This window comes from Rhizobium sp. JAB6 (assembly GCF_003024605.1).
Taxonomy (GTDB): Bacteria; Pseudomonadota; Alphaproteobacteria; order Rhizobiales; family Rhizobiaceae; genus Rhizobium.
In genome coordinates this window covers 613260-636143 of record NZ_PYJQ01000009.1, presented here as the reverse complement: position 1 = coordinate 636143, position 22884 = coordinate 613260, and the positions used below count along the sequence as shown (strand labels likewise).

Here is a 22884-nt window from a genome sequence, read left to right as displayed (position 1 = left end):
GAAAAAGACCTCGACACTCGCATCGCCCATCTGAAGAACCCTGCCGCTGCCCAATAGTTTTCGTGCATTTCCTTCTCCTCCGGAAGCGGCTAGTCTTGCGTCAAAGGTAGGGGAGGGAATGCTTTTATGCTCAGGCCTCATTCCTTCGATGGCATGCTCGACAAGGCGCGCACGACGCTAGACGACGCCATCGGCGACGCAAATTCGGCAGTGGCGACGCTCGCCGGCCACGCCAGGGACAGCGAGCGCGTCGCAGCCGTCAATTTTCCTGTCGAAGAAGCATTGGTCCGCGAAGCGGTCGAACTGCTCGACCGCTGGAAATCAGTCGCCCTCTCGCTGGTCAAGGAGCTGGATCATGCGACGGAGGAGCTCGATCTGCAACATCGGCGATTGTTCAATGAGAAGATCGGCCTTGAAAATGCAAGCCTGCTCCGACGGAGGCTGGCGCGCAAACCCATGAAGCCGGATGAGATCATCGTCAGTCTCGAAGCAACCCTTGCGGCATCGGCCGAACTCGATCTTCTTTTCAAGCAGGCAAAACCCGTATTCTCGCGGTGCTTTCACGAGTGCGAACTTCAACTCGAAGGCGCCATCGAGCGGCGGCGGAAACTCGATATTCAGATCGAGGAGGTGCAGCGCCGCGCCAATGCCCTGGCGGAAAAGCTCATGTATCAACGGCGCAACCGCCCATCCTCGCGCCATGCCGATCTCCAGTCCGAACTAGAAGCGGATTATCGCGCTCTGGTGGCCGAGCAGGACGATATCCGGCGGCAAGAACAGGAGCTTCAATCCCGCCGCACCGTGCGGCAGCGCCTCATAGACATTTATGAAGGGCTGGCGGCCGCCCTGAACAATCAGATCGCCGCCATCGGCGCCATGGCAGCCAAGCTGACCGTCGATATCGAGCAACGGATCGCCTTGCTCAAGGCATTGGCGACAGAAGCGGAGCCGGCATCGGCCACGGGTTCGCGAACGGCGGCGGTCGAGAGCCTGATCCAGGCGTTCGAGGCGAATGTGCTTGCGGGACATGATCTCGCCGCGCGCAAGGCTCACGTCGATGCCGTATTCACGAGGCGGCTGGAGCCACATCTGCTGCCAGCATCCGCGGACCCGGGCGGAGTGGCGGAAGAGACGCAACCTGAGGGATGATTGCCATCCGGCACTGAAAATTCCATACGGACGGTTGTTGTTTTTCTCGACAACACATATTTGCTGGAACGCGAGTGGCGATAAGGACTTAATGATCCGAGAACCGCGGCGATTTTTCGCGACGTCAATTGCGCAGGTTGGTGTGGTGCGTCCTTCGCATGTCGGCGGATGCGCGATAGGGTTTAGGAGGCGTGTCCATGCTTGACTCGATCACGGCGTTCTTCAAGCGGATCTGGGCGGCTATTGCACGCTGGGTGGGACTGGTTTTCGTCGGGCTAAGCTGGCCATTTCTTGCCGCTCATGGCTGGTATCGGCAGGGCAACTGGCTGATCAAGCTGCCGCTTGCCGCCTTCGTGGCGCTGATGGCGCTGCTTTACGTCTATTTCGTTTGGCAAACGCAGGTGTGGACCGGGTTCAATCCGGCCTATCCGGACATCTACAAATTCTCCGAGCGCAAATATTCCGCAGGTCAGGAACTGTCTGCGGCGGACGGTCAGCAGGCGGCCGCAACGGCGCCCAAGACCTGCCAAACCTCGGCTGTCGTCGACGTTGCCACCGACCTGATCGATTTCAATGTCAACCAGAATGCCTGGATTTCCTCCATGCTGCTCTACAAGCTCGGCTTCTTCGGCATTTCATGGGATGACACGCCCTTCCTCGACAACAAGGCTTCCTTCCAGCGGGGCATCAATTCCGTGGTTCGCCGCACCTCGGCGGAACTGGTCGATACGCTCGGCCGCGTGCGCGGGACATCCGGCATCAACAGCGATCTGCAGAAGGCGCGGGGCAATCTGCAGTTCGACGAGTCGAGTTGGTATTTCGGCCTGCACCCCTTCGGACCGAAAACACCGAGCCCAAGCTATTATCGCGCCGCAATGAGCAATCTGCGCAGCTTCAATAGCGACCTTGGCAACTGCAAGGCGATTTTCGACGGACGTGCCGACAATCTCCTTCAGTTCGTCGATCATATTGCCAACGATCTCGGCAGCACGGCGGATATATTGGCCAAAAGGGCGGGGGATCACAGCTATGGCTGGCTGGATATGCGGGCTGACGATCGTTTCTGGTTTGCCTATGGTCAGCTTTACGCGAGCTACGGCATCCTGACGGCGGCCCGCTCGGATTTCCAGCAGGTGATCGCCGAGCGTAATGTCGGCGCGCTTTGGGCTGATGTCACGACGCAGTTGCAGACGGCTTTGCGCATTCAGCCCTTCATCATTTCCAATGGGCCTGAAGACAGCTCCTTCATGCCGAGCCATCTTGCGACCATGGGCTTCCATATTCTGCGGGTGCGCTCGAGCCTTGTGGAAATCCGTACGGTCCTGGGTGGCCGCTAAACGAGCACGGCTGCCGGATTCAATTTAGACAGTACTGGAAGGGGAGTTCGGCTAGCTTATCAGCTTCAGGCGGATGGCTTTTGCGACGAGCTGCGTACGGTTGACGCAATCGAGCTTCTTGATAGCGCTCATCATATAGGCGTTGACCGTATGGTCGGAGAGCGAAAGAATCTGGCCGATCTCGACCGAGGTTTTCCCTTGGGCAGTCCAGCGAACCACCTCCAGCTCACGCGCCGAAAGCGAATGCGATGCGGCACCACCGTTGCGCTTGAGGCAATTATAGGAATCAAGCGCCTCCAGCATGAGCATGGTGAGCTCGTTGGTTTCACTCTGGCCGAGACTGCCGCGATTGCCCATAAACCAGAAGACGAGGCGCTGGCCATCCGGAGCATTGACCGGGATGATGACGCTCAGCGGACAATTGTAGCTGATCAGGAGTGCGCGAAGCTCATCCGGCAAATCGGCGTCCGGTTCGGCATCTTTTTCGAGCAGATGCCACGCGCGCGGCATTACCGAATCACGCGTGCGCAGCAGCATCGGACAGCGGCGAACCAGATGATGCCGATCGAACTCGCGTACGAACTGTGCTGGCACGGTGCCGTCGATAAGCAACGGCGTCATCATCGTATCGTCGGGAACCGGCGCGTTCATCATAGCCATATGGCTGAAGCCGAAAGCCGATCCTGTCCGCTCCAGCGCTAATGCAAACGCCGCCTGGGTCCGAGCGGCAGCCAACTCGGCAGAAAGCAGCAATTGTCTCTCGGCAGCAATGAGATAGGACATATGAGTTAAGGCGCCCGCAGCGTGTTATCGTTATCAAATACTGAATTTATGAGTGAATGCTAGACTCAAAAATACCACACGGCTAGAAATAATTTTCATTTTCATATATTTTAATATTTAAATCTATCTTCCCGAGGGCTTCGCCCAAAATGGCAATAATGCGGAGCGATCTTTAGCCGGCGGGACCTCCGTTCCATCATACATTTTGCGCCACCGCCAGGAGGGCGGAGCCGCCTTATGATGCTTTCTCACTATCTCGAATCGAGCCAAAAACGCAGGCTTTGAACTGGGTTCCGTGCTCGAGGGATATGTCAGGGATGCCTGTTGGCAGTTTTACCGTCCCACGGAACGAGCTGACGTAAGATTTCACGCTTTTGAGTTCGCCGCGGCCAATTTCCTGGAAATGTGCTTCTTGCGTGCGGGACTTTGCTGCAGGCGGCGTGGGAGCTTTAGCAAATGATGCATCGCCGCGTCGGTGCGCCTTGCGAAGGCCTAAAGCGGTTGCTATCCGTCTTGCCAAAGTAATCGCTTGCAGGCGTATAGCTTATGAAATTTCGCTTCTTCCCGCGGTTTGCGGCGCGCTGTTGTCACATGCTGTTGTGGTTCGCCACCAGCATTTCGCTTCTGCTGGTTTCGCCTGAACTGGCCGATGCGGCCGGCGCTGCCACTGGCACGCCGATGCGGTTTCTGCTCGTTCACGGCGAGATGGGCCAGTGCCGAGCCGACGATACTTGTCCGGACTGGATCTCCGCCGAAGGGCAGATCATGGCGGATACGCCGCGGAAGCTGCAGAAAGTTCTGAAGCAGGTGGGCAGCCGTAAACTGCCCATCGTTGTCAGTTCGCCGGGTGGCGATGTCAAGGCGGCCATGGAGATGGCTCGCATCATTCGCAAGCAGAAGCTCTCGATCGCAGTCGGCCGCACCCGCTCGCGGGCGTGCCCCTATGCCGAGCCGATCTGCCCTGCGGCTTTTGCCAAGGACGGCTCGATCACGGGGCAGCCATTCTCCTATGGGGCAATCTGCTTTTCGGCCTGCCCGCTGTTTTTTACGGGCGGTGTCCAGCGCGTTTCCAGCCCTTTCGCACTGCTGGGCGTTCATCAGATAACGACGACCTATAGCGAGGTGCGCGTCCAGTACCGCACCGAATACGAGATGGTGGACGGCAGGCGCAGGGTCATCTCCAAGAAGGAAATCGGGCGTAAATTCGTCGGCAAGTACGACACGACGAAGCTCGACAAGGCGCAGAGGGCGAGGCTGGTGGCCTTTCTCGACAAGATGGGCGTAGACCGGGGGCTTGTCGATCTGATGCTGGGAACCGACCCGAACGGCATTCATCTGATTTCGCGGATGGACGCGTTGAGGCTGAGGCTGACGACGGAGCCTGCCGATGCCGACGCCCTGGTTTCGGCGCGCAACTGCAAGGAAAATCAATCGATATCCGATTGCGCCGCGTCCGCACCCTCGACGAACGAGGCGCCGACGACCGGTGCGCCGATGACCAGCGCATCGGCAATAGCCGGCAAGTAGCCGCCGATCCGGCCTCAGCTATCCTTGGCTTTGGCTTTCGCCATGATCTTTTCCAGAAAGCCCAACAACAGCGCGGACACGACGAAGGCCAGATGGATGATGGTGAACCACATCAGCTTGGCATTGTCGTACTGCGTGGCGTTCAGGAAGATCTGCAGCAGTTGGATTGAAGAAATGGCGACGATCGACGAGGCGACCTTGATCTTGAGGCTGCCCGAATCGAGCTTGCCGAGGAAGGACACCTCACCTTCGGCTTCGTCGAAACGGCTGACGAAATTTTCATAGCCGGAAATCATAACCATGACGATGAGGCTCGCCACCAGGGCGGCGTCGATGAGGCCGAGAATGGCGAGGATCATGTCCGCTTCGTCATAACCGAAGACATTGATCGCCACCTTATAGAACTTGTAGGCGAATGAAACGGCATAGACGGCGAGCGAGGCGGCAAGACCGAGATAGAAGATCACCAGAAGCCAGCGACTGGAGAGAATGATGCGCTCGACCAGCAATTCCAGGGATTTTATATCTCTTCCTCTTTCTCGGTTCGAATTGGATGCCGAAAATAGGCACGCCCGCGCCATGAGACAAGCGGCGCTTTCCGATAGGGAGGGGCTTCGCCAACTATTCACACCCGATGGATATTGGTTTATCCCGACAGGGAAATGACCGTATGTTCGGGGCGAGACTTATGGCGACTGTGGCATCCGATATCGAGATCGCGCGCGCGGCAAAGAAGCTGCCGATTACGGAGATCGGCGCAAAACTCGGTATCCCGGCGGAGGAGCTCGCGCCCTACGGCTACGACAAGGCAAAGATCGGTGCCGGGTTTATCGAGGCTCAGGCCGGCAAGAAGGACGGCAAGCTGATCCTCGTTACGGCGATCAATCCGACGCCGGCGGGCGAGGGCAAGACCACCACGACGGTCGGCCTCGGCGATGGCCTGAATCGCATCGGCAAGAAGGCAGTAGTCTGCGTGCGCGAGGCCTCGCTCGGCCCCTGCTTCGGCGTGAAGGGCGGGGCTGCCGGCGGCGGCTATGCGCAAGTCATCCCGATGGAAGATATCAACCTCCATTTCACGGGCGATTTCCATGCGATCACATCGGCCCATAATCTGCTCGCTGCGCTGATCGACAATCATATCTACTGGGGCAACGAGCAGAATATCGACCTCAGGCGCATCACCTGGCGGCGCGCGATGGACATGAACGATCGGGCGTTGCGCGATATCGTATCGTCGCTCGGGGGCGTCGCGAACGGTTTTCCGCGCGAGGGCGGCTTCGACATCACTGTCGCCTCCGAGGTGATGGCGATCCTCTGTCTGGCATCCGACCTCAAGGATCTCGAAAAGCGGCTCGGCAACATCATCATCGGCTATCGCCGCGACCGCACACCCGTTTATGCCCGCGACCTGAAGGCCGACGGTGCCATGGCCGTGCTCCTGAAAGACGCCATGCAGCCGAACCTCGTGCAGACACTGGAGAACAATCCGGCGCTGGTGCATGGCGGTCCCTTCGCCAATATCGCCCATGGCTGCAATTCGGTGATCGCGACACGCACGGCCCTGAAGCTTGCCGATTATGTGGTGACGGAAGCCGGCTTCGGCGCCGATCTCGGAGCGGAGAAATTCTTCGACATCAAATGCCGCAAGTCCGGACTTTCGCCGGATGCGGCCGTCATCGTCGCGACCGTGCGGGCCTTGAAGATGAACGGCGGCGTCAAGAGGGACGATCTCGGCAAGGAGAATGTCGAGGCCCTGGTGAAGGGCTGCGCCAATCTCGGCCGGCATGTCGCCAATGTCCGCAAGTTCGGGGTGCCTGTCGTCGTCGCCATCAATCATTTCGTTTCGGACACGGAAGCCGAAGTCGAGGCGCTGAAGAATTATGTCGCACGGCTCGGCGCCGAGGCGATCCTTTGCCGGCACTGGGCAGAGGGTTCGGCCGGGATAACCGACCTCGCGCACAAGGTGGTGGAGCTTGCCGAATCCGGGCAGGCGAGGTTCCAGCCGCTCTATCCGGACGACCTGCCCCTCCTGGAGAAGATCGAGATCGTCGCCTCGAAGATCTACCATGCCGGGGAAGTCACGGCCGACAAGTCCGTGCGTGATCAACTCCGGTCCTGGGAGGATCAAGGTTACGGCCATCTGCCGGTCTGCATGGCGAAGACGCAATATTCCTTCTCGACCGATCCGAATGTCCGAGGAGCGCCCGAGGGCCATATCGTGTCCATTCGCGAGGTACGGCTTTCGGCCGGCGCCGGCTTCGTCGTCGTCATCACAGGCGAGATCATGACCATGCCCGGCCTGCCGAAATCGCCGGCGGCCGAGAGGATTTTCCTCAATGATCAGGGCTACATCGAAGGTCTGTTTTAAGTTCAGAATCCGGTTCAACTTGCCGGTCATGAGGCGCTGGTTCGCCAGCCGCGCGCAACTGTTGTCATCCGATCCCGCTACGGTATCTAATGCATTGATCTTGGCAAAATCCGAAGGCAAATCGGCACGGTCCAAGCGTGGTTAAGGTGGAGGCGGATCGTGACTGCTGACAGCCGTGCAAGTTTGGATGAGATACGGGATTTCCATGCGAAGATGATGGCGGCTGCCAGCAATTCTTCGGATGAAAGGCTGGAGCAGGCCTTTCGCCTCGTCAGGCGCGAGGCCTTCATGGGGCCGGGGCCCTGGCAGATCGGGGCCGGTGCCCGCTACCTGGAAACCCCAAATGCCGATCCTGCGTTCCTTTACCAGAATGTGCTCGTCGCATTGGACAAATCCAAGGGCATCAACAATGGAGAGCCGTTTCTTCATGCCGCCTTCATGGGCGCCGTCGCACCGCAACCCGGCGAGACCGTCATCCAGATTGGCGCGGGAACTGGATATTACACGGCTATTCTGTCGATGCTGGTGGAACCTGGCGGCGAAGTCCACGCTATCGAGATCGACGAGGCTTTGGCCAGCCGCACCCGTGATAATCTCGCCCCATTCGAAAACGTGTCCATCATCTGCGCCGATGCGACGGAACTGGAGCTTCCGGAGGCTGATCTGATCTACGTGAGTGCGGGGGTGGTGGCGCCGCCGATATCGTGGTTGCAGGCCCTGCGCCCCGGCGGCCGGATCATCGTGCCCTGGCAGGCGAATGAAAAGGTCGGGCTTGCCGTCCTGATCACACGTGCAGAGCAGGGGTTCAGCGCCCGCGCCTTGATGCCCGCCTATTTCATTCCCTGCATCGGAGCTTCGGATCCCACGCAATCCATGAAAATTCCACATGACGGCGAGGCTCGCTCCATCCAATCGGTCTGGCTCACCCAAGATCGAGCGCCGGATGAAACCGCAGTTGCGATCTATCGGGACCTATGGTTCTCGAACGCAGGCCTCGGGTGTGATTAGGTTTTTAGGATCAAAGTGCCCGTCGATTCCGGGACGCATTTCTAATGGCAATAGCGAAAGCCGCCATTCCTCTCGATGACGTCGAGATGGAAATGGGTTTCGTGCGCGGCGTCGCTCTCCGGGTCCAGAACGGTCGAGAAATAAAGGCAGGCGGAGGCGCTGGTTGCGCGCTGGAACGCACCCGTCAGCGTCGGATCTTCGCGCCGCGGCTCGATTGCGACGGTCTTGCCGTTTTCGAAGGTGAAGCTCGCGACATCTATGGCGTTGCCGCGGGCATGCTCGGAGATCTTACCGGTGGAAGCATTGTTGCGCAGCCGGCAGACATAGGTCGAGGCCTGGTTGATGGCGACGATCTTGCCATTATCCAATGCAGCGGCAGAGGGGATAACGCTTTCCTTCACCCATTGTGCCAGGGCGAGAGCCGCTTCGCAGCGCATTTTCCCTTCCGGCTTGAACTCAATACCCGGCAACGGGGAGCTAAGTGCGATCGGCTTGTCGATGCCGCAGCCATTGCCCTCGTCGATGCGGGGGATCTCCTTGAAGGTTGCTCCGATGGCGGTCAGCGCCTTCAGGCAAGCCTGGTGTTCGTCATCCGGCTCGGACGCGACGGTCAAAGGCGGGCGGGGTGGGCCTTGCATCTCGCCTGTCGTCTGTTCCTCTGGCTGTGATGCCGGTTTCTCCTCCGGTTGCGACGCCGGCTTTTCCGTTGGAACGACAGGGGCGTCCGGCGACGCAGCAGGTTTTTCTACCGGAATCGGCGCCTTGTCATCCGGTTGAACCTGTTGTTGATCCGGTTTTTCCTCGGGTACCGGTCCGGCCTGCGGGAGAGAGGCGGCCGCGAGAAGGACGACGGCAGAGCTCAATGAAACAATCCTAAACAGCATCCGGTAAAACAGCCAATTCTAACGACGATTCCCTCAGAACGCTTGAGACTGTCATTTCGTTGCAATTCAGCAACGCTCGCTGCTTGTCTTAAAATATGACAATTCTGTTCATGATTGTGTGTATCGAATATATTGACAAAAACAGTCATGTTTTTTATGCGGCGGAAAGAAGGCGAAATATTTCCGCCTGTCAACAGATCCAACCTAGCCAGCCCCTTGCCTGCATTCGAAGCAGCAACCAGCCAGCCCGGTGAAGCAATTCGAAAGGAATGGTTATGGTTGTCCGGCGATCCCGCTCGGTCCTCTTGGCATGCACCGCGTTTCTGGCCCTTGGGCTAGCCACAGTTTCTCTTGCGCAAACCGCGGCCCAGAATGATGAGGCGGCAGGCGAGGCCGTCAAGGGTGATCGCGTCACCAATCTGAAACCGATTGTCGTGAAGGGCAAAGGCACGGCGAACAAGGATGTGCTTGTCGACTCGCCGACCGCCAGCGAGACGACAGCCAAAGAGATCGAGGACAAACAGATCACGCGCATCGAAGATCTAGGCCGCAGCACCGAGGTCGGCGTCGGCTTCAGCCGCACGACCGGCGGCGTCAACATTCGCGGCCTTGGCGATGACCGCGTGCTGACGACGGTCGACGGGATCCAAATTCCTTTCCTTCTCGATGCATCCCGCGAATCCGACGGTGGCATCAATAGCTTCGATTTCAATGCGCTTTCGAGTGTCGATGTCGTTCGCGGCGCCGATTCCAGCCGTGCCGGTTCGGGGGCTCTCGGAGGCGCCTTCGTGCTGCGCACGCTGGAGCCGGAAGATCTGATTACGCCCGGTTCGACCTGGGGCGGCATCTTCAAGTTCGGCTATAACGGCGACGACCGGAGTGTCGGCGGTGCCGCGGCCGTCGCCAAGCGTATCGACGACACCGCCGTTCTCTTCCAGGGCGGCTATACGCATGGGCATGAGCTCGAGAACAGCGGCGATGTCGGCGGCTATTCGACCAAGCGGACAAAGGCCAATCCGGCTGATTACAATCAGAGAAGCGGCCTGTTCAAGATCCGCCAATATACCGATGTCGGCACCTTAGGCATCACGGCCGAGCACTACAACAAGGATAAAGACACCGATCTGATGACCCTGCAGAGCCCGACCGGAAACTTCCGGCCCGGCAACTATAATGGGACCGACAATATCGAGCGCAATCGCGTGTCACTCGATTACAAATATGAAGCCGATAGCGCCGAGTCACTGCTTGATACGGCCAATGCCGTTTTCTATTGGCAGAATCTCGTGCGTGAAACCGGTACAGCAGGCTATCGGTACACGTCCGTTATCGGAGACTACTCCCGCCTCAATGAAATGGAAGACCGCAGTATCGGCTTCAGCGGCAATGCGTCGAAGTCTTTCGACACCGGCAACCTGCATCACCAGGTGACCTTCGGTCTCGATGTCGCCTTCGACAAGGTTCACCAGTATTCGGCCGGCAGGGATAGCTGCAGCAACCCGCGCTGGCGTGCTTCTTGCGCCTTCCTGCACACCAATCAGTCCGATATGCCCGATGTCGACGGCAATCGCGTCGGCGTTTTCGTCGACGACAAGATCGAGTTGGGCTCCAGCAATTTCTATCTGACGCCGGGTCTGCGCTTCGACTGGTATGATTACGCGCCGAAGAACACGGCTGCCTATCGCGATAGCGCCAACTACGATGGCCTGCCACCTGGACAGTCCGACAGCCGCTTCTCGCCGAAGCTGCGCGCCTCCTATCAGCCTCAGGACAGTGTCGAACTCTATGCGCAGTGGGCGATGGCCTTCCGTGCGCCCAGTGTCAGCGAACTTTACGTCAACTACGGCGTGCCCGGCGGCTACGTTAACATCGGTAACCCCGACCTGAAGCCCGAGACCAGCAATGGCGTCGAAATCGGCACCAACCTTGGTGACGACGATTTCGGCGGCCATATCGGTGCGTTCTATAACAAGTACAAGAACTTCATCGACACGCTGAATTATCGTGATCCGACAGGCATCTATCCGCTCGGGATTACCGAATATTTCAACCGCGCCAGCGTCCGCATGTTCGGTGTCGAGGTGAACGCGCACAAGAAGTTCGACAACGGCATCCACATCAAGGGTGCGCTTGCCTATGTGAACGGCAAGGACTCCGATACCGGACAATGGATCAATTCCGTCGCTCCGGCCAAGGCGGCCTTTACCGTCGGCTATGCGACGGAAGTCTGGGGAACGGATCTGACCTTCGTCACCGCGGCTCGCGAAGCGAAGAAGACGGGCGATACGCTGCAGACCCCCGCCTATGGCATCTTCGATCTGACTGCCTGGTGGGAGCCGGAGCAGGTGAAGGGTCTCAGTATACGCGGCGGTGTCTACAACATCTTCAACAAGACCTACTACGACGCGCTCAATGCTCCGTCCTACAGCGGCACGCTGACCCAGCCCGTTTCCTATTATTCGGAACCCGGCCGAACCTTCAAGCTGACGCTGACGCAAAGGTTCTGAGCCGACATCGATGCAGCAAACTTGGGCGATGCTTCGGCATCGCCTCTTTTTGCCCTCATGTGTGGCGTCTCGCGGTTTGTGCAATTATAAATCGCAATATTCGGTGTTATTCGAACCCCGTAGTCTTTAACCGGGGAGAGAAAGAGAGGAGGACCATATGATCAAGATAGTCTGGCATATTCGCCAGTTCGGTCCGACTCGTGCCCTGCAGATGCGTTTGCAGGGCTGATCAGAGGCTGTTACTCGCTCATTCCTTCTGGTCTGCCCTTTGGGCGACGTGAGCCTGAGCATCCGCGTGGCCGCGTCACGACATGTTTCGAGCATTGGCCTGCTTGGGCCTTCGGCATCGGTTTGGCGCGGCAAAAGGAGCCGCTGGCGATGTCTTGAGATGCTCGATCGAGACCGGAAAAGACCATGACTCTGATCAATCTCCGCAATCTGGGCGTCACCATGGGTGCGCCGCTATTTTCCAATCTCAACTTAACGGTGGATACGGGTGACCGCATCGGCATCGTCGCCGCAAACGGGCGCGGCAAGACCACGCTGCTCAATTGCCTAACCGGCCAGCTGGAGCCGACGACGGGCGAGATCACCCGCGCGCGAGGCTTGCGTGTCGGCTATCTCGAACAATATGTGCCGGCGGACCTGCTGGATGTCTCCTTCTATGAGGCCGTCCTGCAAGCCTTGCCCAAGGAGCAGGTTGCGAGCGAAAGCTGGCGCGTCGATGTCGCTCTCGATTCGCTTGATGTACCCGAAGCGATGCGGGGTAGGACGTTGGCTCAGCTCAGCGGCGGCTGGCAGAGGCTTGCCATGCTTGCCCGCGTCTGGGTGACAGAGCCTGATGTGCTGTTGCTCGACGAGCCGACCAACCATCTCGATCTCGCCAAGATCGTGCTGCTGGAGGATTGGCTGAACGCCTTGCCGCGCGATGTGCCCGTCATCATCGCCAGCCACGACCGCGCCTTTCTCGATGCCGTCTGCAATCGGACGCTGTTCCTTCGTCAGGAGCAGTCGCAAACCTATGGCTCGCCATATAGTCGGGCGCGGGCGGCGCTCAATGAGGTCGATGCCTCGGACGAGCGCCGTTATCAGAAGGAGATGAAGACGGCACAGCAGCTGCGCAATCAAGCGGCCAAGCTCTACAATCTTGGCGTCAATTCCGGCAGCGATCTTTTGACCGTCAAGACGAAGCAATTGAAGGCGCGGGCAGAGACCCTGGAGGACAGCGCGAGACCGAGCTACCGCGAGCGTTCCTCCGGCTCGATCAAGCTCGCCAATCGTGGCATTCACGCCAAGGTGCTGCTGACGTTGGAGGATGCTTCGGTGACGACGCCTGATGGTACGCTGCTGTTCAAGACCGGTCAGCAATGAATTTTGCCAGGGTGATCGCATCGTGCTGCTCGGGCAGAACGGCGCGGGCAAGACGCGGTTCGTGGAGATGATCCGCAAGGCGATTGCCGATCCGTCTGGCGGCGGCGCAATCAAGCCGACGCCGTCCCTCGTGCTGGGTTACAGCGATCAGGCACTCTCCAATCTCGGTCAGAAGGACACGCCGCTCTGCATGATCACGCGCCTGTTCGAGCTTGGCGAGCAGCGAGCCCGCACGCTGCTGGTCGGTGTCGGCATCGGTATCGATATGCAGGGGAAGGAGATCGGCCGCTTGTCCGGCGGGCAGAAGGCGCGGCTTGCCATGCTGGCGCTGCGGCTGACCAATCCCAATTTCTACCTGCTGGACGAGCCGACAAACCATCTGGATATCGACGGCCAGGAGGCGCTGGAGGGCGAACTCACGGCGAACGAGGCCAGCTGCCTTCTCGTCTCGCACGATCGCAGCTTCGTGCGTTCGGTCGGCAATCGCTTCTGGCTGATCGACCGGAAGCGGCTGGTCGAAGTGGACAATCCGGAGCAGTTCTTCGAGGCGGCGCGAACGCAACAGTAACGAAAGAGGGCAGAGACGGAAAATCGTTTCTGCCCGTTCGCCAAGATTGCGGCTTGCGCATCCCCTCATCTCACGCTAACAATTCCCGCCATGAACACGTCTTTGAACAACATTGCAGTTTGGTGGTGGGCACGCTGAGGCGGCCTCGACCAATCGTGTTCAAAGACGACGAGTGAGCCGCCCGAGATTTCGAGGCGGCTTTTTTGTTATATTGGCCGCCTGTCATCCGGGCCCGACGACGGAGTGAGGAACAATGGTAACGATCCTTCGGGATGATGGTGCGGAAATCTACGAGACGAAGGGTGGTATCACCGTCACCCGGCAGCGCCGGCCGACGCCCTATGCGGATGCCGTATCATCCTATATCGACAAGCTCGATGAGCGCCGCGGTGCGGTCTTCTCCTCCAATTACGAATATCCCGGCCGCTATACGCGTTGGGATACCGCAATCGTCGACCCGCCGCTCGGCCTGTCCTGCAACGGGCGCGATGTCTGGATCGAAGCCTATAACGAGCGGGGCGAAGTCATTCTCGGCTTCATCGCGGAGAAGCTGAAGACGGTTTCGGAGGTCGTGCTCGGCGCTTCGACGCCGCGCCGGCTCGATCTGACGGTCAAGACGCCCGACCGGGTTTTTACCGAGGAAGAGCGCTCGAAGATGCCTACGGTCTTTACGGTGCTGCGCGCCGTGACCGATCTCTTCTACTCGCAGGCCGATGCCAGCATCGGCTTCTACGGCGCCTTCGGCTACGATCTGGCCTTCCAGTTCGACGCGATCGATCTGAAGCTCAAGCGCCCGGACGACCAGCGTGATATGGTGCTCTACCTGCCGGACGAAATCCTGGTAGTGGACAACTATTCCGCCAAGGCCTGGATCGATCGGTACGATTTCGCCAAGGGCGAGGTTTCCACGGAAGGCAAGTCGGGCGAGATCGCGCCCGAGCCGTTCCGGCATACCGATGCCATTCCGCCGAAGAGCGATCATCGCCCCGGCGAATATGCCGAGCTGGTGGTCAAGGCGAAGGAGAGCTTCCGCAAGGGCGACCTCTTCGAAGTGGTGCCGGGCCAAAAGTTCATGGAGCGCTGCGAGAGCAAGCCGTCCGATATTTCCAAGCGCCTGAAGGCGATCAATCCGTCGCCCTATTCCTTCTTCATCAATCTCGGCCATCAGGAATATCTCGTCGGTGCGTCACCCGAGATGTTCGTGCGCGTGTCGGGCCGCCGCATCGAGACCTGCCCGATTTCGGGCACGATCAAGCGCGGCGACGATCCGATCGCCGATAGCGAGCAGATCCTGAAACTGCTGAATTCCAAGAAAGACGAGTCGGAACTCACCATGTGCTCCGATGTCGACCGCAACGACAAGAGCCGCGTCTGCGAGCCGGGTTCGGTCAAGGTCATCGGCCGCCGCCAGATCGAGATGTATTCGCGCCTGATCCACACGGTCGACCATATCGAGGGCCGACTGCGCGACGATATGGATGCTTTCGACGGTTTCCTCAGCCATGCCTGGGCGGTCACCGTCACCGGCGCGCCGAAGCTTTGGGCCATGCGCTTCATCGAAAACCACGAGAAGAGCCCGCGCGCCTGGTATGGCGGCGCGATCGGCATGGTCGGCTTCAATGGCGACATGAACACCGGCCTGACGCTGCGCACCGTCCGCATCAAGGACGGCATTGCCGAGGTGCGTGCCGGCGCGACGCTGCTAAACGACTCGATCCCCGAGGAAGAAGAAGCCGAAACCGAACTGAAGGCCTCCGCCATGCTTTCCGCTATCCGTGATGCCAAGACCGGCAATTCCGGCAAACAGCAACGAGACGTCGCTTCCGTCGGCAAGGACGTGAAGATCCTGCTCGTCGACCACGAAGACAGCTTCGTCCATACGCTTGCCAATTACTTCCGCCAGACCGGCGCGACGGTGTCTACCGTGCGCACACCGGTGCCGGAAGAGGTCTTCGACCGCCTCGATCCGGATCTCGTCGTGCTGTCGCCCGGTCCCGGCAATCCGAAGGATTTCGATTGCAAGGCGACGATCAAGAAGGCGAGGGCGCGCAACCTGCCGATCTTCGGCGTCTGCCTGGGCCTGCAGGCGCTCGCCGAAGCCTATGGCGGCGAGCTGCGTCATCTGGCGATCCCGATGCATGGCAAGCCCTCGCGCATCCGCGTGCTCGAACCCGGCCTCGTTTTCTCGGGTCTTGGCCGCGAAGTGACGGTTGGCCGCTATCACTCGATCTTTGCCGATCCGTCGAGCCTGCCGCGCGACTTCGTGATCACGGCCGAAAGCGAAGATGGCACGATCATGGGCATCGAGCATGTGAAGGAGCCGATCGCGGCGGTACAGTTCCACCCGGAATCGATCATGACGCTCGGCGGCGATGCCGGCATGCGGATGATCGAGAATGTCGTGGCGCATCTGGCGCGGCGGGTGAAGACGAAAGCCGCCTGAGGCCGCATTTAGAATTCGGAAGTTTGATAGCCCTGTGCACTCGGAAAAAGTGTGTGGGGCTATTTTATGCCTTGAAAGAGCCAGCAAACCGCTGAGGCATCGTATGCCGGTAGGCTAGCCCTCACATGTCCTCGCAATCCTGCCAGCCTTCCTCGAAGACGAGCTTGTCGAGCGGCAGGCGGTCGCGCCATCCCTTCACGGCGAGTTCCGGCATGTCGTAGAGCTCGTCGACATAGCCGACGCAGAGCCATGCGACGATCTTGACGTGCTCGGGTATGCCGAGGATTGTCTTGATGGCATTCTCGTGGAAGATGCTGACCCAACCGACGCCGACGCCTTCCGCCCTTGCGGCAAGCCAGAGGTTCTGCACGGCGCAGACGGTCGAGTAGACATCGGTATCCGGATTATGGGTGCGGCCGAGCACGACCGGGCCGCCGCGCTTGGTGTCGCAGGTGATGCAAATACTGAGGGGCGCCTTGCGGATGCCCTCCAGCTTCAGCCGCTGATACTGCGCGCGGCGGTCGCCTTCGAACATCGCGCAGGCTTCCTCATTGGCCTGATGGAAGGCCTGCCATGCGCGCTCGCGCATCTGTGGCTGGCGGACCAGGATGAAGTTCCATGGCTGCATGAAACCCACCGACGGCGCCGAATGGGCTGCTTCGAGCAAACGCCTGACGAGATCGTCTGGCAGGGGATCGGAGCGGAACTGGTCGCGGACGTCGCGGCGGGTTTCGATGGCGCGATAGACGGCGTCACGTTCCGCTTTCGAAAATGCGCCAGCTGCGACGAGATGATCCGATGCGCCCGGAGGGACGTCGGCGGTGGAGAGGGCAGCATGGGCAGGTTTTTCAAGAGCGGGCATATTCAACCATGATTTCTAAAAGAGACGCCGGCACGTCGGCCAATATCGCGACCCTTGCACACCAGGCTGAAGCACAGCTTAGTGCGGGATAGCGTGCCAAACTAGCAGCACAAATTTTCACAGGCGAGCGTATGATCGGCTTCCAATTGTCGCGGAACGGCGATCTGCGCAAAGTCTTCCTCATGTTTTGCGCATGGGCTGCGGAAATTGCGTTTCTTTCCATCCGCGGGCAGGGATGAATTGTCATGCGAAAGCGGCGGCCTCCTTTGACAAACTCGGCGTCCTGATCCATATGAGCGTCAATGAACCGCCTGCGCGAAATTCGCGCGGGCGGTTTTGCATTTCAACGACGCCTTTCTTGCAAATCATTCGCATGAGCAGGCGTGGACGACATCGGAGAAGGGCATGAGCGGACAGGGAAACGATACGATCAAGCGGCTTGCCCTTTGGGGCATTCCGCTGTCGCTCGGCGTCATGGGGCTGAAGATGCTCGCCTGGTGGCTGACGGGCTCGGTGGCGCTTCTGTCCGATGGACTGGAATCGCTGGTCAACGTCGTCGCCGCCTTCATCGCCTTCTTTGTCATCCGTTACGCGCAGAAGCCGGCCGATCATGATCATCCCTTCGGGCACCACAAGGCGGAATATCTTTCCGCCGTTACCGAAGGGGTGATGATCGTCGTGGCAGCGCTGATGATCGTGCAGGAGGCGGTCGGCCATCTCGCCAATCCGCAGCCCATGCAGGCGCCGGTGCTCGGTCTCGCCATCAACTTTGTCGCGGGAGTCATCAACTGTATCTGGGCACTGACCCTGATCCGGGCCGGAAAGACGCACCGCTCGCCGGCATTGACGGCGGATGGCCAGCACATCATGTCGGATGTCTATACTTCGATTGGCGTGCTCATCGGTCTGTTGCTGGCGCTTGGCACCGGCCATCCGATCTTCGACCCCGTGCTTGCCATTCTCGTTGCGATCAACATTCTCTATCAGGGCTGGAAGGTCATCTCCAGTTCGATCGATGGACTGATGGATAAGGCCGTGCTGCCCGATGAGGAGGCTGTCATCAAGAATGCGATCGCAGGGAATGCCGAGGGCTCGCTCGGCGTGCACGATCTCAAAACCCGCAGGGCAGGGGCTGTGACCTTCGTCGATTTCCATATGGTCGTGCCCGCCGCCATGCCGGTGCGTGAGGCTCATCGAATCTGCGACCGCCTTGAAGATGCCATACGGACGATCCATGCGGGCGCCGAAATAACCATTCATGTGGAGCCGGAGGGCGAGAAGGCCCATGGTATCCGCGTCAAAGTGATCAAGGAGACCTGAGATGCCAAAGACCGATGTGTCCGGCCTGTCGATGCTCGGCAACCAGACGGAGACCGCCAGCAATCCGGAAGAAGCCGTTCTGGAAAAGGTGCCGTCCGGCCATGCCCGCACCGATTATGTCGTGCGCTTCACCGCGCCCGAATTCACCTCGCTCTGCCCGATGACAGGACAGCCGGATTTCGCCCATATCGTCATCGACTACATTCCGGACGAATGGCTTGTCGAATCGAAGTCGCTGAAGCTCTTTCTGCATTCCTTCCGCAATCACGGCGCGTTCCACGAGGATTGCTCGATCTATATCGCCAAGCGCCTGGTGGATCTGCTGCAGCCGAAGTGGCTGCGCATCGGCGCCTATTGGTATCCACGCGGCGGCATTCCAATCGACGTCTTCTGGCAGACCGGCAAGCCCCCGGAGGGCGTCTGGCTGCCGGACCAGGGCGTCCAGCCCTATCGCGGCCGAGGCTGAATGAAAAAGCCGTCATCCGGAGATGGCGGCTTTTCTATTAGATCGGCGATGGGCCGGACTTAGGCGAACGAGTTGTCATCGCCATCGTCATAGGACGAGCCGTCATAATCATCGTCCTGAGCGTCTTGGGCCGCGTCCTGGGCGTAATCGGCCGCGCTCTGATCATTCTGATCGCTATTATCGTCATTGCCGAAATAGTTGTTGTTGATGATCGTTTCCTGAACGGGCTGTTCGGCTGCATTGGCCGTGCCTCCGAAGAGACCGCTACCGGCGCCGCCGCCGAAGAGGCCGCCGCCTGTGCCGCCCAGATGCGGGCTGAAGAGGCTGGAGAGCGATTCCGCCAGCATCACGCCGCCGGCCACGCCGGCCGCCGTGCCAAGGGCGCCGCGCAGAAAACTGCCGCCGGCCGAAGGTGCCGCGGCCTGCTGGCTCCACGGGCCGGACGGCTGTGGTTGCGGCTGGCTGGCCCACGGGCCGGGCTGAGGCGCATTGCGAGCATAATCGTCATAAAGACGGCCCTGCTGCTGCGGATTGCCGCTCTGTGGAGCTACGGCGCGTTGCTGGCCGCCGCCAAAGAGCGAGCCGATCCCGCCCAGGAAACCGCCGCTCTGGCCCTGCTGGTGATTATCGGCGCCCTGCTGCTCGAGCTCGTGTACACGAGCTTCGAGCTGCTGGATGCGATCGGCAGCCGCCTTCATGCCCTGTTCCTGCATGATGACGGCCTGCGCCAAGTAATAGGGCGCATAGGGCTGGTCGCGGACCGACTGATTGATGAAGGCCTCCGCATCGGCGTCGCGCTGCGTGCTGGCGGCACCGCGCACGCGATCGAAGAGAGAGGCAAGCAATTGACGTTCTTCAGGCGACATGATGGCCTCCTTGGCGATCTGTTGCTGTAAATTCGGGGCGCGATTCTTGACCACGCTCACCTGACGTAGGATCCAATCTCGGCTTTTCAAAGCCATTCAAGTTACATTTCGGTAACCCGCAACCATAACACCATGTTGTCAGCCGCTATTCCCGCCTTGTCTTTTTCCGGCATTGTTTTACGCATTGAGTCGCACTATGTGCGGTGAACGACGCATCATGCTGGAGAGTTGAATGAACGACGAAGACGAACAGGAAGACAAGAAGACCGAGCAGCCCTTGGGCAAGGACGCGGAGGCGAATCTTTTCAAGTCGCGTTCGATCTTCATCTATGGCAGCATCACGCAGGAACTGGCGCAGAAGGTCTGCTCGCAGCTCGTGGCGCTTTCCGCCGCCGGCGACGACGACATCCGCATCTATGTGAACTCGCCCGGCGGCCACGTCGAGTCCGGCGATTCCATCCATGACATGATCAAGTTCATCAAGCCGAAGGTCTGGATGATCGGCACGGGCTGGGTCGCTTCCGCCGGAGCGCTGATCTATGTCTCCGCTCCCAAGGAGCGCCGCATTTGCCTGCCGAACACGCGCTTCCTGCTGCACCAACCGTCCGGCGGCACGCGCGGTATGGCCTCGGACATCGAAATCCAGGCACGTGAAATCATCAAGATGAACGAGCGCCTGAACAAGATCTTCTCGGAAGCCACCGGTCAGCCGGTCGAGCGCATCGCCAAGGATACGGATCGCGACTATTGGCTCTCCGCGGAGGAAGCCAAGGCCTATGGCCTGGTCTCGCGCATCGTCACCTCGCAGGCGGAAATCTGATCTAGCAGGTTTTCCGATGGAATTGAGCGCCCTCGTCTGCCGGAAGGCAAGCGGGGGCGTTTTGCGATGGCTCAGCTTTAATCGAAAGCCAAAAGCTGGCGGCGGAAATCTCCGCCGCCAGCCGTCGCCACTCGGGAGGTTGCAACGTTCCGGGAGCGGCGAGCTCGAAAGCGCAGATTGCAGGCCGGGTGCGCTCCTATCTGGTAATCTCCACCGGCGTTCCGTCCGGCATGGTGATGACGGCCTCATAGAAGCCGTCGCCGGTGGTGCGCGGTGCGGATTTCAGGCAATCATCCGCCCTGCATTGTTCGGCCAGCGCATCGACGGCAGCTTTGCTGCCGAGCGATATGGCAATGTGATCCCAGCCCACGCGTTCACTTTGCGAATCGCGGGGAAGCCAGGGGCCGGTCATCAGTTCGATCCGGTCGTCGCTTCCAGGCAAGGAAATGAAGCGAGAGACGAATCCAGGCCGCCGCTGGCTTCGATAGGGTTCGCCGACGGTCGCGCCGAAATAGATCTTCCAGAAATCGACGGCGGCATCGAGATCATGCGTCCATAGAGCGGTATGAGCGATCCGCATTTGCCTCTCCCTGTTCCTGTTCGTGATTGCGGGTGACGATGCCCGCGCAGAGAGGTGCGACGCAGAGCAATAGAGTGAGCATCCAGAAGGCGCCGGGCAGGCCGAGATGATCCGCCGCAAAACCGACGCCGGCCGGGCCGACAAGCACGCCGGCATATCCGGTCATCGTGATCGCCGCGACGGCCAGGCCTGCCGGCATGACCTTCTGCGAACCCCCCTTGCGGAACAGCACCGGGACGATGTTGGAGGCGCCAAGGCCGATCAGCAGGAAACCACCCATCGCAACGATCGAAATCGGGCTGACAAGGAGGACGGCAAAGCCGATCACTGCAACTACGCCACCCCAAAGCATGATCGCCCTGTCACCGACCCTCGCGGCAATGGCATCGCCGCTCAAGCGTCCAGCCGTCATCGCGATTGCAAACAGCATGTAGCCGAGGCCGCCATGGCTTGCATCGACCCGGCCCTGCGTGGTGAGGAGCAGAGCGCTCCAGTCGAGGATGGCGCCTTCGACAAGGAAGGTGATCGCCGCAAGAGCCGCGAGCAGCAGCACGAAGCCGCGCGGCATGACGAAGAGCGGTGCGTCCTCCGATTGCACTGTCCGCAGCAGCCGTGGCCATGCGACGATCATGGCGATTACCATGACCGCCGAGCTTAGAAGCGTGGCGGCAAGAGGACCGGCCTTCACGGACAGGAGCAGGGTGACGTGCAGGGAGCCGATGAAGCCGCCTATGCTGAACAGGGCATGGAAGCCGGACATCAATGGCCGATCCGCGCCTTTCTCCACTTCGACGGCGTGAATGTTCATGGCGACGTCCAGCGATCCAAGACAGGCGCCGAAGGCTGCCAGCGCAAGGCCGAGGGTAAATGGCGTGCTGGCTACGGCCAAAGTCGGCAAGAGAAGTGCCAGGCCGAGGCCGCCCGCGATGATGATCGGCTTGCTGCCATATCGCGCGCTCAATATGCCGGTCGCAAGCATTGCCGCCACCGAGCCGAGGCCGAGGCAGAGCAGCAGCATGCCCAGCACGCCATCATCGACGCCGAGGCGAGCCTTGGCGAAGGGGACGAGGGGAGCCCAGCAGGCGAGAGCAAAGCCTCCGACCAGAAAGGCAAGTCGTGTTGCCAGCCGGGTTTCCGGCCGATCTGTGGATTGCATGGTCATTCCTTGTCTTTCGAAATCAGGAGGAAGAGCTGATGTCGCGTGCCTTCACGAGCGAGAAGCCGGCGTCGGCCGCCGCCTTTTCGTCTGCGGCGGGCAAGTCATCCTCGACAACAAGCCAATCGATATCGCCAGCGCCGCCGATGCGGTGCGGCGCGCGTTCGTGAAATTTCTCCGAAGTAATCAATGCGATGCGCGCTGCGCTTTTCTTGAGCAACGTCCGCTTGAAGATGGCATCGGCATGTTCGTACACGCTGATGCCGTTTCTTGCCGAAACGGCGCAGACACCCAGAAAACAGCGGTCGATGTTCATGGCTTCGATGGCTGCAACAGCCGAGGCATCGACGCTGCCGCCGACGGTAGGATCGACCGTACCACCGATCAGGACGAGCGGGATATCGCCGCGTTTCATGACAGCACTGGCGATGTCGATGGAGTTCGTCGCGATCGTCGCCTCCAGGTTTTTGGGCAGGAGATCGATCATCGCGAGATTGGTGCTGCCGCTGTCGAAAAAGAGGAATTCGCCCGGCTCGATCATCGCAGCGGCGGCTTTGGCCAAGGCTCTCTTACGGCCGGAATCCTGCCCGACGCGTGCGGCCATCGGCTGCGATGGTGTCAGCAGGGGGAGCGCGCCGCCATAGACGCGGCGGCATTTGCCCTCCGCGGCAAGCGCCCGCAGATCGCGGCGCACGGCATCCTCGGACACGTTGAACTCGGCCGCCAAGGATGCGGCGACGATCTGCCGCCCTTCCGCAAGCCGCGCTTCGATGACGTCCCGGCGGGACAATGGAAGTGAATTGCTCATAAACTTGAATTAGCGTGCATAAATCAGAGAGTCAATATGCACGTTTATGCACGATATGCTC

General features: G+C 59.9%; 18 protein-coding genes and 1 pseudogene. 11 read left to right on the top strand and 8 right to left on the bottom strand.

Annotated features, from left to right (window positions below; all coding sequences use genetic code 11):
• The first annotated feature begins 126 nt into the window (after window positions 1-126).
• Window positions 127-1149: a hypothetical protein gene (locus C7U61_RS13030; protein ID WP_106998471.1), complete on the top strand. Its 1023-nt coding sequence runs from the start codon at window positions 127-129 to the stop codon at window positions 1147-1149.
• A 197-nt stretch (window positions 1150-1346) separates the two neighbouring features.
• Window positions 1347-2486 carry a DUF2333 family protein gene (locus C7U61_RS13025; RefSeq protein WP_106998470.1) on the top strand — a complete coding sequence of 380 codons (1140 nt, stop codon included), beginning with the start codon at window positions 1347-1349 and terminating at the stop codon, window positions 2484-2486.
• Between the two features lie 51 nt (window positions 2487-2537).
• Here C7U61_RS13025 and C7U61_RS13020 read toward each other — a convergent pair whose 3' ends face one another.
• Complete coding sequence (locus tag C7U61_RS13020; RefSeq protein ID WP_106998469.1) at window positions 2538-3269, bottom strand: LuxR C-terminal-related transcriptional regulator; 732 nt, start codon at window positions 3267-3269, stop codon at window positions 2538-2540.
• Window positions 3270-3815: 546 nt separating this feature from the next.
• Here C7U61_RS13020 and C7U61_RS13015 point away from each other — a divergent pair.
• Window positions 3816-4796: a hypothetical protein gene (locus C7U61_RS13015; protein ID WP_106998468.1), complete on the top strand. Its 981-nt coding sequence runs from the start codon at window positions 3816-3818 to the stop codon at window positions 4794-4796.
• A 14-nt stretch (window positions 4797-4810) separates the two neighbouring features.
• On the opposite strand, the gene C7U61_RS13010 is transcribed toward C7U61_RS13015, so the two are convergent.
• Entirely contained in the window at window positions 4811-5320 is a 510-nt protein-coding gene (locus C7U61_RS13010) for a TIGR00645 family protein (protein WP_106999093.1), read from the bottom strand.
• A 164-nt stretch (window positions 5321-5484) separates the two neighbouring features.
• Between C7U61_RS13010 and C7U61_RS13005 the strand changes: the two genes are divergently transcribed.
• Window positions 5485-7164, top strand: coding sequence for a formate--tetrahydrofolate ligase (locus C7U61_RS13005; protein WP_106998467.1), 1680 nt, complete (start codon window positions 5485-5487; stop codon window positions 7162-7164).
• A gap of 159 nt (window positions 7165-7323) precedes the next feature.
• Window positions 7324-8172, top strand: a complete 849-nt coding sequence (locus C7U61_RS13000; protein WP_106998466.1) for a protein-L-isoaspartate O-methyltransferase — start codon at window positions 7324-7326, stop codon at window positions 8170-8172.
• Window positions 8173-8213: 41 nt separating this feature from the next.
• On the opposite strand, the gene C7U61_RS12995 is transcribed toward C7U61_RS13000, so the two are convergent.
• A complete protein-coding gene (locus tag C7U61_RS12995; protein WP_106998465.1) occupies window positions 8214-9056 on the bottom strand; it encodes an extensin family protein in 843 nt (280 codons plus the stop codon).
• 275 nt (window positions 9057-9331) lie between these two features.
• Between C7U61_RS12995 and C7U61_RS12990 the strand changes: the two genes are divergently transcribed.
• From C7U61_RS12990 to C7U61_RS12980, 3 genes and pseudogenes are all read left to right on the top strand, one after another.
• Complete coding sequence (locus C7U61_RS12990) at window positions 9332-11563, top strand: TonB-dependent hemoglobin/transferrin/lactoferrin family receptor (protein WP_106998464.1); 2232 nt, start codon at window positions 9332-9334, stop codon at window positions 11561-11563.
• A gap of 414 nt (window positions 11564-11977) precedes the next feature.
• Window positions 11978-13502: pseudogene (locus C7U61_RS12985) on the top strand (ABC-F family ATP-binding cassette domain-containing protein).
• 253 nt (window positions 13503-13755) lie between these two features.
• Window positions 13756-15945, top strand: a complete 2190-nt coding sequence (locus C7U61_RS12980) for an anthranilate synthase (protein WP_106998463.1) — start codon at window positions 13756-13758, stop codon at window positions 15943-15945.
• 121 nt (window positions 15946-16066) lie between these two features.
• Here the strand turns inward: C7U61_RS12980 and bluB are convergent, their stop codons facing one another.
• Window positions 16067-16807: a 5,6-dimethylbenzimidazole synthase gene (gene bluB, locus C7U61_RS12975; RefSeq protein ID WP_106998462.1), complete on the bottom strand. Its 741-nt coding sequence runs from the start codon at window positions 16805-16807 to the stop codon at window positions 16067-16069.
• A 405-nt stretch (window positions 16808-17212) separates the two neighbouring features.
• On the opposite strand from bluB, the gene C7U61_RS12970 reads away from it, so the two are divergent.
• Together C7U61_RS12970 and queF are read left to right on the top strand one after the other, a co-directional pair.
• Entirely contained in the window at window positions 17213-18127 is a 915-nt protein-coding gene (locus C7U61_RS12970) for a cation diffusion facilitator family transporter (RefSeq protein WP_106999092.1), read from the top strand.
• 1 nt (window position 18128) lies between these two features.
• Window positions 18129-18593 carry a preQ(1) synthase gene (gene queF / locus C7U61_RS12965; protein ID WP_106998461.1) on the top strand — a complete coding sequence of 155 codons (465 nt, stop codon included), beginning with the start codon at window positions 18129-18131 and terminating at the stop codon, window positions 18591-18593.
• A 59-nt stretch (window positions 18594-18652) separates the two neighbouring features.
• Here the strand turns inward: queF and C7U61_RS12960 are convergent, their stop codons facing one another.
• Window positions 18653-19459 (bottom strand): DUF2076 domain-containing protein, encoded by an 807-nt coding sequence (locus C7U61_RS12960; protein WP_106999091.1) that lies wholly within the window; start codon window positions 19457-19459, stop codon window positions 18653-18655.
• A 232-nt stretch (window positions 19460-19691) separates the two neighbouring features.
• Between C7U61_RS12960 and C7U61_RS12955 the strand changes: the two genes are divergently transcribed.
• A complete protein-coding gene (locus C7U61_RS12955; RefSeq protein ID WP_106998460.1) occupies window positions 19692-20279 on the top strand; it encodes an ATP-dependent Clp protease proteolytic subunit in 588 nt (195 codons plus the stop codon).
• A gap of 196 nt (window positions 20280-20475) precedes the next feature.
• Here the strand turns inward: C7U61_RS12955 and C7U61_RS12950 are convergent, their stop codons facing one another.
• From C7U61_RS12950 to C7U61_RS12940, 3 genes are read right to left on the bottom strand one after another with little or no spacing between them, the layout of a single operon-like run.
• A complete protein-coding gene (locus C7U61_RS12950) occupies window positions 20476-20859 on the bottom strand; it encodes a VOC family protein (RefSeq protein WP_106998459.1) in 384 nt (127 codons plus the stop codon).
• Window positions 20825-22015 carry an MFS transporter gene (locus C7U61_RS12945; RefSeq protein WP_106999090.1) on the bottom strand — a complete coding sequence of 397 codons (1191 nt, stop codon included), beginning with the start codon at window positions 22013-22015 and terminating at the stop codon, window positions 20825-20827. Before C7U61_RS12945 ends, C7U61_RS12950 begins: the two co-directional genes overlap by 35 nt.
• Before the next feature lie 22 nt (window positions 22016-22037).
• The gene (locus C7U61_RS12940; RefSeq protein ID WP_106998458.1) at window positions 22038-22823 is read right to left on the bottom strand and encodes a DeoR/GlpR family DNA-binding transcription regulator; all 786 of its coding nucleotides are present in this window, start codon (window positions 22821-22823) and stop codon (window positions 22038-22040) included.
• Window positions 22824-22884 lie beyond the last annotated feature (61 nt).